Origin of the sequence: Spiroplasma corruscae (assembly GCF_002237575.1) — a bacterium.
Classification (GTDB): Bacteria; Bacillota_I; Bacilli_A; order Mycoplasmatales; family Mycoplasmataceae; genus Spiroplasma_A; species Spiroplasma_A corruscae.
In genome coordinates, this window is sequence record NZ_CP022535.1 from 461,428 (window position 1) to 476,062 (window position 14,635).

Annotated in this window: 14 protein-coding genes; 12 read left to right on the forward strand and 2 right to left on the reverse strand. The window is 24.7% G+C overall.

The features are described 5' to 3' along the window. Window positions 1-8 precede the first annotated feature (8 nt). The 3 genes from SCORR_RS02145 to SCORR_RS02155 all read left to right on the forward strand — a co-directional run bounded on the left by SCORR_RS02145 (window position 9) and on the right by SCORR_RS02155 (window position 4,073). The gene (locus tag SCORR_RS02145; RefSeq protein WP_094048665.1) at window positions 9-968 is read left to right on the forward strand and encodes a DHH family phosphoesterase; all 960 of its coding nucleotides are present in this window, start codon (window positions 9-11) and stop codon (window positions 966-968) included. A gap of 95 nt (window positions 969-1,063) precedes the next feature. Beyond that, entirely contained in the window at window positions 1,064-2,446 is a 1,383-nt protein-coding gene (locus SCORR_RS02150) for a hypothetical protein (RefSeq protein WP_094048667.1), read from the forward strand. A gap of 76 nt (window positions 2,447-2,522) precedes the next feature. Beyond that, the gene (locus SCORR_RS02155; protein ID WP_094048669.1) at window positions 2,523-4,073 is read left to right on the forward strand and encodes a PTS transporter subunit EIIC; all 1,551 of its coding nucleotides are present in this window, start codon (window positions 2,523-2,525) and stop codon (window positions 4,071-4,073) included. On the opposite strand, the gene coaBC is transcribed toward SCORR_RS02155, so the two are convergent. Next, window positions 4,066-5,235, reverse strand: coding sequence for a bifunctional phosphopantothenoylcysteine decarboxylase/phosphopantothenate--cysteine ligase CoaBC (coaBC, locus tag SCORR_RS02160; RefSeq protein WP_094048671.1), 1,170 nt, complete (start codon window positions 5,233-5,235; stop codon window positions 4,066-4,068). The two genes, SCORR_RS02155 and coaBC, sit on opposite strands and share 8 nt — an antisense overlap. A 176-nt stretch (window positions 5,236-5,411) precedes the next feature. Between coaBC and rpsU the strand changes: the two genes are divergently transcribed. The 9 genes from rpsU to SCORR_RS02200 all read left to right on the forward strand — a co-directional run bounded on the left by rpsU (window position 5,412) and on the right by SCORR_RS02200 (window position 12,596). Beyond that, window positions 5,412-5,576: a 30S ribosomal protein S21 gene (rpsU, locus tag SCORR_RS02165; RefSeq protein ID WP_094048673.1), complete on the forward strand. Its 165-nt coding sequence runs from the start codon at window positions 5,412-5,414 to the stop codon at window positions 5,574-5,576. Between the two features lie 152 nt (window positions 5,577-5,728). Next, window positions 5,729-6,364, forward strand: a complete 636-nt coding sequence (locus tag SCORR_RS02170) for a hypothetical protein (RefSeq protein WP_094048675.1) — start codon at window positions 5,729-5,731, stop codon at window positions 6,362-6,364. Window positions 6,365-6,465: 101 nt separating this feature from the next. Beyond that, window positions 6,466-7,467 carry a hypothetical protein gene (locus SCORR_RS02175; protein ID WP_094048677.1) on the forward strand — a complete coding sequence of 334 codons (1,002 nt, stop codon included), beginning with the start codon at window positions 6,466-6,468 and terminating at the stop codon, window positions 7,465-7,467. 663 nt (window positions 7,468-8,130) lie between these two features. Next, window positions 8,131-9,006: a lipoprotein gene (locus SCORR_RS02180; protein WP_094048679.1), complete on the forward strand. Its 876-nt coding sequence runs from the start codon at window positions 8,131-8,133 to the stop codon at window positions 9,004-9,006. A 200-nt stretch (window positions 9,007-9,206) separates the two neighbouring features. Then, window positions 9,207-10,031, forward strand: coding sequence for an aldo/keto reductase (locus SCORR_RS02185; protein WP_094048681.1), 825 nt, complete (start codon window positions 9,207-9,209; stop codon window positions 10,029-10,031). Between the two features lie 62 nt (window positions 10,032-10,093). Next, window positions 10,094-10,249: a hypothetical protein gene (locus SCORR_RS05375; protein ID WP_157705338.1), complete on the forward strand. Its 156-nt coding sequence runs from the start codon at window positions 10,094-10,096 to the stop codon at window positions 10,247-10,249. Window positions 10,250-10,828: 579 nt separating this feature from the next. Next, window positions 10,829-11,434 carry a lipoprotein gene (locus tag SCORR_RS02190; protein WP_094048683.1) on the forward strand — a complete coding sequence of 202 codons (606 nt, stop codon included), beginning with the start codon at window positions 10,829-10,831 and terminating at the stop codon, window positions 11,432-11,434. Window positions 11,435-11,626: 192 nt separating this feature from the next. Then, entirely contained in the window at window positions 11,627-12,076 is a 450-nt protein-coding gene (locus SCORR_RS02195; RefSeq protein ID WP_094048685.1) for a lipoprotein, read from the forward strand. 52 nt (window positions 12,077-12,128) lie between these two features. Beyond that, the gene (locus SCORR_RS02200) at window positions 12,129-12,596 is read left to right on the forward strand and encodes a hypothetical protein (RefSeq protein WP_094048687.1); all 468 of its coding nucleotides are present in this window, start codon (window positions 12,129-12,131) and stop codon (window positions 12,594-12,596) included. A 47-nt stretch (window positions 12,597-12,643) separates the two neighbouring features. Here the strand turns inward: SCORR_RS02200 and SCORR_RS02205 are convergent, their stop codons facing one another. Next, a complete protein-coding gene (locus tag SCORR_RS02205; RefSeq protein ID WP_094048689.1) occupies window positions 12,644-14,347 on the reverse strand; it encodes an APC family permease in 1,704 nt (567 codons plus the stop codon). Window positions 14,348-14,635: the final 288 nt, after the last annotated feature.

The window sequence follows — 14,635 nt, forward strand, 5'->3', positions numbered from 1 at the left end:
GGTATGATATGTTAAATAAATTAGTAGAACAAATAAAAAAACACAATAAGATAATTTTATTAAGGCATATTTTCCCTGATTTTGATGCTATTGGTTCTCAAATGGCTTTATATCATTTTATAATAGATAATTTTGAGAATAAGATTATAAAAATCGGTGGAAAAGTTCCGAATGAATATAAAAAAATTGCTTTTAATCATAAACTTAGAAAAGAAGATTTTGTTGATGCATTAGTTATAGTAACCGATACCGCGAATAGACAAAGGATTGATATTGATGATATTGATTATTTAAAAGAAGCGAATATCATATTTAAAATTGATCATCATGTAAATGTTGATAATTATGCTAATTTAGAAATAGTGGATTCTACTTTTCCTGCTACTTGTGAACTATTAACTATTCTATTTAAAAACAGTAATTATATTTTTTCAAAAGAAGTTGCATTTAAATTATTTCACGGATTAGTAACTGATACAGAAAGATTTTTGTATAGAAACGTAACGAAACGAACATTTGATAGTGCATCAATTCTAATATCAAAAGGGATTGAAATTAAAGATGTATATGAAAATGTCTATAATCTTAGTGAAAGTGCACTTAGACTAAAAGGTTATATATTATCCAATTTTGTTTTATTAAATAATAATTTAGCATATATAAAGTTGGATAAAAATATATTAACCAAGTTTGGAATTTATGATGTGAATCAGGTAGCTTTATGGGTTAATATACTTGGTGAAATTAGCAGTGCAATGATTTGGATATTTTTTATAGAAACTGATGATGGTTGTAGAGTTGAGTTAAGATCAAGATATATTTCTGTTAGAGAAATAGCTACTAAATTTGGTGGTGGGGGACATGAAACAGCTTCAGGAGCTAAGTTAAACAATATAGAAGAATATAAACAAGTAGTTAATTATTGTATTAAAGTATTAAGTGAAAATAACACAAATAGTAATATATAAGTAAATAGAAATTGAACCTTTCGCACTGGTTATATTACATTTATACTGGGTTTTTGGTATAATATTACTATATTTTCCAGTTAAGAGGTGTTATTATGAAAAAAGAAGTTTATAAAATTCCTAATTTTGATTTACCTGCCCCAATTAGGAAGCGAATAAATGATCTTGTAAAACTAAATATCAACCCAACTACAATAAATTTAATAACTGGAGAGTTTTCAAAAGCTAGTGATGAAACTAAAGAGAATATTGGTAGATACATTGCAAGATTAATAGAAGTTCAAAACGAAATACTTGAAAAACACTATGAAGATATAAAATTAAATGGTGGAGTTTTGAACCTTAAACAGGAACTTAATATAACAAAAACAAAATCTAATCTTTTAAGAATTCAACAGATATTTATGAAAAAAGATATTGAAGAAGATAGAATAAATAAGCATAGAATGGCTTCAGCTGCAATTAACTCTGAACAAACATTAGAAAATTTAAACTTTAGGGATGCTATGTTTATAGACAATAGTTTTTCATCAAAAGAAGATGAAAGAAAAGAGTGACTTAAAAAAATCTCAATACAAAAAACAAGAATTGATAATGCGATTAGTTTAGAGAAATCGAAACTACGTAAAGCAAAACTTTTATTCATGGATAGTGAAAAAAACAACGATTTTGAAAAATCTGAAATAATAAAAGAATATATTAAAAAGACAGTTAATAGAATTAAAACAATATTAGATGCTAAAAAAAGTTACAAAAACATACTTGATATTCCAGATGAAATAATAAATGGAGAAATAGATACAGGTAATTCATTTAAAACTAATAGTGATAATTCAAGTAATGCATTTTTAAAAATAAAAGAAACTATGAAAAAATCAACTAATAACGGAACATTAAATATTGACTTAAAAACTTTTTTTGAAGTTCCAGAATTTGATGAAAAAAAAAATCTTTTAACTAGTGATTCAAGTTTGTTAGATAAAAAATTTTCTAATAATTCAAAGGAAAAAAATTTTCATAATAATCTAGATGATGATCTAATAAAATTAAGAGATATTAAGAAACCAGAAGGCTTATCTAGTAATAAAAAATCCTTAGTCAAAGACTTAGATGATGATTGAAAAGAAAAAGTAATTCAAAAGATTAAAAAAAAGTCTAAAGCTAAAGATAGAAAAATTGAGCAAGTTGAAAATGATAAAAGAATGATTGAAGAGCAATTGAAGCAATTAAAAAAAGATCTCAAAGTTGAAGAGCTTCGTAATCTTGAAATGCATAGAAAAAAATCAATCGAAAATACAGAAAAAGTTATTAAAAGAGATAGACAGAAATATGAAACATCATTTAATATTTTAGAAAAAAAATGAAAAGCATCAATTATTAGTGATTTTTTATCTTCTAAACAAAAAGCATTTAATGTAATGACAAATATTAAATTAAAAGCAAAAAAAGATGTTAATAATGATGAAAACAATAATTAAATTTTTTAAGACCCTATTATTGGGTTTTTTTTATAGACCTATTGTCATTAACTAAAATTTTATATAACATATTTATATGAATAAAAACAAAAGAACAATTAAAAGTATGTTTACAATAAGTAAAAATACAAAATTGAGAATGAAGTCTTTTTTACAAAAGTTATCCTCTTCATTTGGATTTGTCATAATCTTGATGCCGATTTTTGGTATCTTTTACTCAATTGGTTCATTATTTGAGAACAATATAACAGGAGAGCTTTTTAAGAACTTTGGAAAAATATTGTTTTCAAATATAGGGTTATGATTTTGTTTATCGATTATAATCGGCTTTACAAATAATAAAGGTGCGGCTGTTTACAGTGGAATAATTTCATATTTTGTTTTTAATATTTTTATTTCGGTATTTATTGTTAGTGAAAACTACTACTTTAACATATGATTTTGAAAAAGCCTTGAAACTAAAATTTTTTTAACAAGCTTCTTATTTGGGAATATACAAACTTTCAATACGGGAGTTGTTGGTGGAATATCAATAGGTGCTGTAATTACCATTTTATATAATAAATTCAAGAACCAAAATCTAATAAAAAGTCTAACTTTTTTTTCTAAGGAAAAATTTGTAATATTGCTTACTCCTTTTGTTTCAATGATTTTGGCAACGATATTTATTATAGTTTGACCAATTATTGGTTATTTTATGATGGTGATTGGTAAAGTAGTATCAAAATCACCAATTGGTTTGGACGCATTTATTTTTAGAACGTTCCAAAGAATGTTGATTCCATTTGGCTCAAGTTTATTATGACAAGCACCGATGTGATATAGTTCAATCGGAGGAAGTGTCTCAGATTATGAATTGCCTTTATTGGTTGAATATATCTATAGAACAAATCCAAATCTATCCGCTGATGCAATAGAAAAGATAAGAGGTGCTTTATCACAATATAAAAATTATGCAGATTTCTTTGATTATTTAAATACTAATTTATCAACAGAAATAAATAATTTATTAGATATTAATAGTAGTTGAAAACCAGCTTTTGATAGTTTTTCTAAAATAGAAGGTGATCAATTTCTTTCTTATGCGGCATTGAATAGTAAGTATATAACAATTGATGATTGTTGAAATGTTGGACTTAGATTTTCGAGATTTATTACTGGCGGATTTATTAATTCAATGTTTACATTACCAACTATCGGATTTACAATGCTAATTTTTGTAAAAAAAGGTGAAAGAAAAAAAGAACTAGGTGTATATTTAACTGCTGCATTAACCGCCTTCCTATTAGGGATTACAGAACCAATAGAGTATATGTTTTGTTATACTATGCCATTATTCTTCTTTGCTATTTATGCACCATTTAATGGAATTATTGCTATGGTTACATCATTATTAAAAATTAAAGTAGGGACTATGTTCTCTACTGGTCTATTTGATTTTACATTTAGTGGTATTATACCAACTGTAAATGGTCAAGAAACTAATATATGATTGTTACCTATAGTAGGGATATTTGCATCAATACTAATTTTTATAATTACCTATGTTTATATTAAATATTATTCAAGTAAAAAAATAAAAAACGATGTTAATAAAGAAGAAGGTTTAAATTCTTCCACTATATAATATCGTTTATTTTTTCAATTATTTTTAAAGCAACATCACTTTTATTTAAATTTTCATATTCGTATAAATTATTATCTTTTGTCAATATTTTTATAGTATTACTATCAGAATTTAAGGCATTTGTTAAGTTAATAACAATCATGTCTAAATTCTTTTCTAATAGCTTATTTCTTGCCTTATCTAAATTAAAGTCGTTTGCTAATGAGAAACCAACTAAGAACTGTTTTGTTTTTTTCCTAGATAGTTCTTTTAGTACATCTAATGATTCTTTAAATTTGATTTCATTAATATTTTTATCAACTCTTTTTTCTATTTTACGATCTAGGGGATTTGTTACTTCAAAATCAGTTAATGCCCCACAACATATTACTATATCCATATCATTAAAATGCTTTATCATTTCTTCATACATTTTAACATTTGTATTTGCATAAATATTGTTTGCATTTTGAATCACATTAAAATCAGTATCACCGAATATACTTACTAACTTATTACATTTACTTATTAAACTTTTTTTAAGTTCATTACCCATCTTACCACTACTGGCATTAGTGATATATCTCACCTTATCAATATAACTTCTTGTTCTACCAAAATTAAGTAATATGTTTTTGTCTATTAAATTACTAAATTTATTAAAATAGTTATCTACTATACTTACAACCTCAATTGGTTCATAAGCTCTACCAATGCCATAATCTCCACTGGCAAGTTTTCCAAATTTTGGTTCAAATCATTGCGTATTACTTAAATTAGTAATTATTTTCTTGTTTTTTTGTAATATTTCATTATTGTACATATTTGTATTCATGCTTGGAAAAAATAAACTATCGAAAGTACATACAGCAAGTAATAATGATGGTAAATCATCACTTATGCCACTAGCAACTTTACCTATAAAGTTATATGTGGCTGGGTAAATTATGTTTAAATCACTATTAAAAGCAAGTTTAATATGATCGGCATAATGATGCCCATTTTCATAAAATTCCTTATCGAATATTTCATTGTAAGTAATAAGTCCTTCGGTATCTACAAATTTATAAGCATTTTTAGTCATTATTATATTTACTTCATATTTTTTGATTAACAAATTATATAATTCTTTTGCCTTAGTAGCAGCAATCCCTCCTGTTATAATTAAGTTAATTATCTTCATAAATACCTCCAATATATCAAATATAATGCTATTTTATAACAAAATATTATAAAATAAGGTTTAGTTAGGTTATTTATCATATATTTTTATAAAAAACTTTTACTTTTTTATAAAAATATATAGACAGAACCAAAAACATTATTTATAATTTATATGAATTGGAGTTGAAAAATTAGATGGCAAGCATCGTTGTAAAAGAAGGAGAGCCTATTGAAAAAGCTCTTAAGCGTTTCCAAAAAGTAGCTGCAGCAAATAAATCTGAAGCTAGAAGACGTGAATATCACTTAAGTAAAAAAGAGAAACGTATTTACAAACAAAACCAAAATAAAAAGTTTGGTTAAATTATAAATAAATACTTATTATTTGTGTCAAAATTCCTTTAAAAGGGTTTTTTTATTTTGGACATATTTTTTATTTTTATTAGTTTATTACTTTCTAAAATTATCTATATATTATATAATTAATTTAATAATACTTTGAGAGGAAGCACAATATGGGATATGATGATAACCAATATTTTAGTTCAAATGTTGAATTTAGTGATAATGTAGGGACAAAAAATGATACAAAGTTAAAAGCTGTTGTAAGACCAAAAATTCTTGCAGAAAACTTTAATAAAACTGAACTTATAAAACAAGCAAGGGTAACTATGTCTAGTAAGGCTGGTAAGGCAAACGTAAATGAAATGCCAGCTGGTATGAGAATATCATTAGCTAATAAAGACAGAATTGAGAAAATAATTCATAATAAAGAACAAAATTCAGCTGATGAAATTAGAAAAAGACTAAACATCGAGGGCAAACCATTAAATAAAAAAAGAGCAGAAGAATTAAAAGTTGAAAGATTAGCATTTTTTCAAAAAAATATTAATAAAAGTAAATCAGGATCTTTAAATAAAATATCAGATTTATCAAAACCACCAGCAATTAAAGCTAAAACAAATACTGTTAGTTTTAGAGATAAAAAAATTGATGATATTAATAAAGCAGAGATAAAAACTGTAAAAAAAGAAGTAAAAGCAACTAAATCTGCTCCAACTACTAAAAAAGTGTCAGTTAAAGCAGAAAAAAATGTGCCTCAAAAAAATAAAAAAACACCTTCAAAAAACACTTCAACTACTAAAAAGTAACAAAATAAGAATGTAACCATTATTTAATTAATAATAAATATGGTTATTTTTTATTTACTCATTAGTTTATGTTTGTTAGAATAGTTATATAAGAGGGTATTATGAAAGAAAGTATTTATAATAAAATAGATTTTTTATTTAAAAAAGATGTAGATTTTATTAAGTCTATTAAATGATATTCCAATGTTTTATTAGCCTTTAGATTTTTCTTTTATTTTGGCACACTATGTACTTTATTAGGAGTTAGTTTATTAATAGTATTTTTATATGGGTCAGAATCATTATCTAATTATGTACTTATAATAATTATTTTTATTAGTTTTGGTGTTATTTTTTTATTAACGTCATATATTCTAAAGTTATTAATAAGTAAAAAAAATAGAAAAAAAAGACTAGTTGGTAAGCAATTTTCAAATGATAAAATGAAAATAATATACACAGAATTATTTAATGAAAATTACACTAATATAGACATAACAGATTTTGACTTAGTTTTTGATTTTAATACAAGGGTTCTTAATAATCTACACTTAAAATATAAAGGTAATAAGATTGTCTTTTATATTGAAAAACCATTAATAATAAATAAAAAGGATTTCTTATTATTAGATTCAATTGGAGATGGATTTTTATTTGGATTAGTAATTGTATTATTTTATTGAATGTTCAAGCCAAGATATAAATGTAATGATACAACATTGGCAGAAAATAAAAAGTTTGATAAAACATTTAATGGTTTAAAGGTCACAAAAGGTAAAAAAAGGGATAAAAACTTTCAATCGGAGTCAATAGAATTTAATAAATTGTATGATATTAATATTGATAAAGATGACTTAAGAGCACCATTATTTTTATCTCCAAAATTAATTGATAAGTTAGTTGATTTTAACGAACCAGAATTTGTCTCGTTAGGTATCGATGATAAAATTTATTATAATAGATCTAGAGTAATTAAAGGTTTTCCAATGGATGAAGTTGGTATACCAACTTATGAAAGAATTAAAAATTATAAAACTTTTAGAAAAGAACTATATAAAAAAATAATAGAAGATTTAAATTTATTATCAAATAGTTTAGCAATTTTATTCACTACATTAGATTAAAAAAATCAACATTTAATGCTGATTTTCTAAATATGTTAATTGCTTTTATTTTCTTCTTTTACTACTTGATTTTGAACTATGTCACCTTTATTAACTAAGTAATTATTAGATAATTCTTCTGCTCAAGTACCTTTTTTTGAACAAATCATGATCAATTGGATAAAAGCTATTTTAAATAATAAACAAACTAATCCACCCGATATTCTATTTAAGAATAATGGTGCTTGATTTCTTGTTAGATAATCAGTGTTGTTGCTTTCATCCCTAAACTAGACTTAGATTGAAAAATCATATAATTAAAAATATTACGTATATTCCACTTGAAACAAAAATTAATGGTACATTAACTAAGTTTATTAATACTCTTCTTCAAAATCCAATTGCTTTAACGTCTTTAATATATTTACTCCGTGTAAAATACAATTTTGTATTATATTATACTTACTTTAAGTTTACTATTGATGTTTTCAACTAATTTTATAAATAAATAACAGTTTTTTAGTCAAAAATTCATTTTATTTATATTTGTGATTTTATATACTTGAAAATATTATATGTTAAGTACAAATATGCTTATAAAAATAAAAATAAAAATATTGTTTTTATACTTTTTTAAGTTTATAATTATATTAGTTGGTTAATCCAACGAGGAGGAAAAGAAAGATGAAAAAATTATTAGGTATATTAGCAGCTACGGGGTTAGTTGCAACCACTGGAGCAACAGTGGTATCGTGTGGGGACAAAGCTTCAGCATTTAGTGAAGTTAAAGATTTATCAATGAAAGTTGGAGATGCTGATAAAGTAGTTGAAGTTACTGTAAGTAACCCAGTTAAAGATACTGCATTTAGTGCAACTTCTGCAACTGTTGCAGCTGCAACAGTAAGTGTTGCACCTGCTAAAGATGATGGTACAGGTAAATTTAAAGTAACTGTAAAAGCAGTTGCTGAAGGTACTTCAGACATTACTCTAAAATATGGAGATAGTTTAACTAAGACATTCAAAGTTGCTGTATCAGCTGCAGAAGCTGCTGCTAAAAAAGATTTAAGTACTACAATTTCAACAAAAGCATTAGGTGAATTTAAAGGTGCTGGAGATAATCCAACATTAGAAGAATTGGTTGCTCAAGTTAATTCAAAAAATAGTGATTTAGGTTTAGCTGCTAGTGATGTTGAACTAGATGGATCAGCTACAACATCAGCAGCAAAACTTAAAGCAAAATCAGAATCAGAAAAATTTACTGGTAGTGTTGATTTAACATATTCATATTCAAAAAAAGAAGCTGTTGCTAAAAAAGATTTAAGTACAATTACATTAGCATTAGGTGCATTTCAAGGTGCAGGAGATAATCCAATAATTGGTGAATTGGTTGATCAAGTTAATGCTGTAAATGAGGGTTTAGGTTTATCTGTAAATGATGTTCAACTAAATGGATCTCCTACAACATCAGCAGCAAAACTTGATGCAAAAGCATTATCAGAAAAATTTACTGGTAGTGCTTCATTAACATATACATATACAAAAAAAGAAGCTTCAAAATAATAAAATATTATTAATAACAATTATCAAATTTAATATAAAAAGAAACTAATTTATTTTAGTTTCTTTTTATATTAAATTATCATTAAAATATATATAATAACTTTTATTATTAATGAATAATATAATCACTGTATATATAACTTGTCATTTAGTAATATAATATTAATGTTAATAATAAAGTTAACAAGGAGGATTCTCGAATGAGTAATATTTTAAAAGAAAAGTATAAAATGAATAATGGTATTATGATACCAAAAGTTGGTTTAGGTACATATAAATTAACTAGTGAACAAGAATGTATTGATGTAATAAAAGAAGCTATTAATATTGGTTATCAATTAATAGATACAGCTAAAATTTATGAAAACCATAAAACAATTGCTAAGGCATTAAAAGAATGTAATTATAAAAGAGAAGATTTATTTATAACTTCAAAAATATGAAACTCAGATCACAAATACGAAGATACTAAAAAAGCAATAGATTTAATTTTAGAAGAGTTAAATCTAGATTATATTGATTTATTATTAATTCATTGACCTACTGAATATCGTTTAGAATGTTATAAAGCACTTGAAGAAGCTGTTGATGATGGTAAAGTAAAATCAATTGGTGTAAGTAACTTCCAAAAACATCATTTAGACGAATTAATGCAAAATTGTAGAATTAAACCAGTAATTAATCAAATTGAATTGCACCCTGCATTAAGAAACAAAGAAGTTGTTGATGCTTGTAAAAAATATAATATATTAGTTGAATCATGAGGAACAATGATTCGTGGTAAATGTTTTGAAATAAAAGAGATTCAAGATATAGCAAAAAAATATAATAAAACAGAAGCTCAAGTATGTTTACGATGAGCATATGAATTAGGTTATATAATTATTCCAAAATCAAGTAAATTAAAAAGAATATTAGAAAATATTCAAATTGAAGACTTTAGTTTAACAAAAGAAGATTTATTATTAATTGAAGGTATTGAGGAATTTAGAGACGGTCCTGACCCTGATAATTTTAATTTTTAATTTGTATTTATTGTAATATCAATAATATAGATCATAACTTTAGTGATATAAATCATATATTAATGAACTTATGAGAAGTTAGTTTATTAGTTAAAGTTAATGGTGGTTATTTATCTAAGGATAAAATAATTAGCATAGCTTTTGAAAATGTTGCAGTTATAAAAGTATGTGTATTAATTGCTAAAGATGATGTTACAGGAAATTCAAAGCAACTTTAACACTATTAAATAATAACCAATAAATGATATTTATAATTAAAATACTGATGTTGCTAAATAAGATGTAAGGAACTAATTTTAGTTTAATTTCAACTATCACAACATTATTACTTTAATAATTGTTAATAAACATGTTGAAAAGGTTACTAGCTTAGTTTTAGTAGTGGTTATAATACCAAATGTTAACATTTAACCATTATTGAAGTAACATTTGATTTATTAACAAAGTGGTTGAAAACAATATTAAAAACTAAAGTAGAAAATAATAATATCTTATTATATAAATGTTGACACTAACTAATGTTAGTGTTTTTTTGTAAAGTATTTAAAAAATTTAACATAAAATTTAATTAATATTTTGTAATCTAGTAGCAATATATTTTCATATTTATATGATTATCATTATTTTATTAAAATTAATTAGTTTTTAACATATGTATCAATATGAAATTTATTTTACTTCATAAAACTAATTTCAAAATGTATTTATTGATCAAAAACACCATAAAAATAATGAAATTATTTATTGTAAAGTTTATAATTTACTTAGTTGGAAATTCCAACGAAAGGGGAAAAAATATGAAAAAATTATTAGGAATATTAGCAGCTACAGGGTTAGTTGCAACCACAGGAGCAACAGTTGTTTCTTGTGGTAATGATACAAAAGAAACTACAAAAACAGATTTAAGTAAAATATCTACAAAAGAATTAGGTGATATTAGTGGAGAAGGAATAACACCATCACTTAGTGATTTAGTTAAAGCTATTAATTTAAAAAATGATAAATTAAGTTTAACTGATAATGATGTTACTTTAAATGAAGGTGCTACTACTGAAAAAGCTACTATAACAGCTAAAGAAGAATCTACTAAATTTACAGGTTCAGTTGAAGTAACATATAAATATACAAAATCAGAAGCTGTAGAAAAAAAAGACTTAAAAGATTTAGAAGTAAAAGAATTAGGTGATATTAGTGGAGAAGGAGTAACACCATCACTTAGTGATTTAGTTAAAGCTATTAATTTAAAAAATGATAAATTAAGTTTAACTGATAATGATGTTACTTTAAATGAAGGTGCTACTACTGAAAAAGCTACTATAACAGCTAAAGAAGAATCTACTAAATTTACAGGTTCAGTTGAAGTAACATATAAATATACAAAATCAGATACAGTAGAAAAATAAGACTAAAAATATTTAGATAATAGAATTAAATAATATTATTAAAAATTATCCACTTTAATAAAAGTGGTTTTTTTTAATATTTATATTAATAAAAAATAACTATTTATAAACTATATTTTAATGCCTAGAAGAATTTCATTTTGATAATAATTTTGGTTATAATAACTTATATTAATAAAAAAGGGGGATAAAATGAAAAAAATATTAACATTTTTAGCTGCAACAGGGATTGTAGCTTCGACAGCGTCAACAGTAGTGTCATGTGATGATGATTTTGGATATAAAGTTGATTCAAATTTAGTGGTCAGTTCAAAGGATGAACTAATTGGATATGATGATCAAATTGCACTATTTTTTATTATACCAAATAGCTTATACTTACAAAAACTATTAACTTTTGAAGTTAAAGCAACTATGTATGTAAATGATTTATCCACTACTGCTGTCAATTATTTTAAATTAGAAAATATAAGTAAAAATAATTCAGATGATCACATATATTCAGCTAATTTAGTTTTAAACTTTTCATCAAATGATGAAAAACCATCTAATGAAACAAAATATGAATTAGTATTTAACATAAAGGATGATACAACAACATTTGGAAATTTCACAATTACTTATAAAGACAAAACAGTATAATTGTTAGAATAATTAATTATTAGTTTTAAATTACTGTAAGGAGGTAATGAAAATGAAAAGATTTTTAGTAATATTATCTGGTTTATCAATTGTTACAACTACCATTTCAACAGTAGTATCATGTGGTGATGAAATTAGTAATACATTTCATACTTATAATAACATGGCATTTACTGATAAAAATAATTTAGTAGGTCTAGATGATAGAATAAATGTATTATTAGTTCTAGGAAACGATTATGTATTAGGTAAAGATATTAATATAGATTACGTATTAAGAGTTTTTGAAGAGAATAGTGGTTGATGAGTTACAAGTACTAAATTATTTAATTTCACAAATCCAACTAAAAAAGAAAAAAACAATAGGTTATACACATTAAGCTTTAGTATTAATGAAGAAGAGTTTAAAAATTATAAATTTGATGATAGTAAAAAATTTAAGATTACTTTTTCAGTTAAAGGTTTATTTGAATTTAATGATTTTGAAACAGGTGTCATTAATTGTAAATTAAATATATAAAAAAATGAACAATATTGTTCATTTTTATGTTTAAATTTAATACTATTCTAGGGTTTTTTATTTAATCTATGATCAGAATCTTCGTTTAAATTATTATTAGATGATTCGATATAATCAATCTTTAAATCTTTAGTTATAGGTTTATCAATATGAATTTCATTAATTTCACTACTATTATTATCGATTGAACCACCATTTTTTCTTTCTTTTCTTTCAACATTAATTCAGTAAGCTAGCATTCCTGTTCCCATAAAGAAGACACAACCTCCAAAAATAAATACAAAGTTTATTGCAGCTTTACCTGGATCTTCTTGTCATTTATTTGGACTTGGAACACAACCAAAGAAGAATGCTATCAAAAGAATAATAAGAGTAATCGAACAAATAATAATTGGAAAGATTTTATTTTTAAAGAATCGGGTTCCTCTTTCCGTATCATCCATTTTTAGTCTTAAGCGGATATATCCTCAAAAGTAGAAAAACATTTGTACAATCGCTAATGTAGTTGTAGCATCAATTGATTTTACTAAGAATTCACTTGAACTTTCTAATTCACCATCTGTACTTGCTGTACTGGTAACACCAACAATTGTAAGTATTACAGTAACAACAATTGCTTGTGCAAGCAATGCGTTATGTGGCATTCCATTTTCATCTGTTTTAGATAATCATTTTCCCATTACATTTTTTGGTGTTTCAGAGAAAAATACTTTTGTTGGCGCGGCAGTTCAAAAGAATAGGGAACCAATCCCATTTAAAGCCGTAACTAAACCGGCTATATGGATAATTGCCTTACCACCTGCTGAATTTTCTGATAATCCAATCATTTTAGGGAAAACTAAAAAGTCAGCGTTTGGTATTTTTCAATCACTAATTTGTTGTTGATCAATTGTTAATGATAGCACCAATCCACCAATAACCATTAAACTTATAACTATACTCATACCAATAATTGATGCTATTTTAAATGCTTTTATTCCTTTTTTAGTATCTTTTATGAAAACACTCATTGTTTCGATACCATTATAACCAAATAATAATCAAGGAAATGCTGATAAGAATGATCACCAATCACCATCGAATCCATTTTTTGAATCAACAGCATTTAAATCTGATCAACCTTTAAAATTTGATTGAATTCCATTAACAGGTATTGTGTAAAATAATGCAAATAATATGAATACTACTCCAAGTATTAAACTAGCAGTACCACCTATATTTGTAACTCACCCTAATCATTTTGGACCTTTTTTTGAAATAAAAGTTCCTACTCAAAATAATAAAATTGCAAACATTGCTAATACACATGCACTTGCCCTTGCAGATCCATCTGCTGAAAGCATATTTTCATCAACGAAGTATCTTGTTAATTCATCAAATCCATTAGCTCCATATAATCCATAACTTAATGCAATTATTGTAAATGGTGCAAGTGTAGCAAAGAAGAATAAGTTACCAAAATAACTTGATCAACTTGCAAGAAATCCTCCTTTTTCGCCTAAAGCAAATACACAGAAACTTCCTAACCCAGCTTCTTGATTTTTTAATTTTTTTATACTTCCAAACTCTGCTGTGATAAGAACCATTGGTATTGCATAAATTGCACCTCCAACAAGAAATAACACACAAGCTAGTAAACCAAATTGATTTTGATTATTTACAATATTTCTAAAACCAAATATGATTGCAAAACTCATAAATATTATTGTCATTTTGGTTAAAGACTTAGCCCGAGATCTTTTCGACGACATTTTTTTCACCTTCTTTTTCTTTCTATTAATTGCTATAAAAAAAAATAATACAAAAAGTATGTAAATACTAAATTATATTATTTTAAATGCACACCAAAATCCTCTAGCTCAAGATTTTTTTGTGCTAAAGTTTTCGACTCCCACGTATTAAATTTAAATTTATGATATTATTCATAACTTCCTCACTTTTTATTAAAAATATTATATTTTAAAATACAGTAAAAATTCACTTTTTTTTAAATATTTCAACTACTATTTTTAATTATTGTATGTAACCAAACCTGTAAT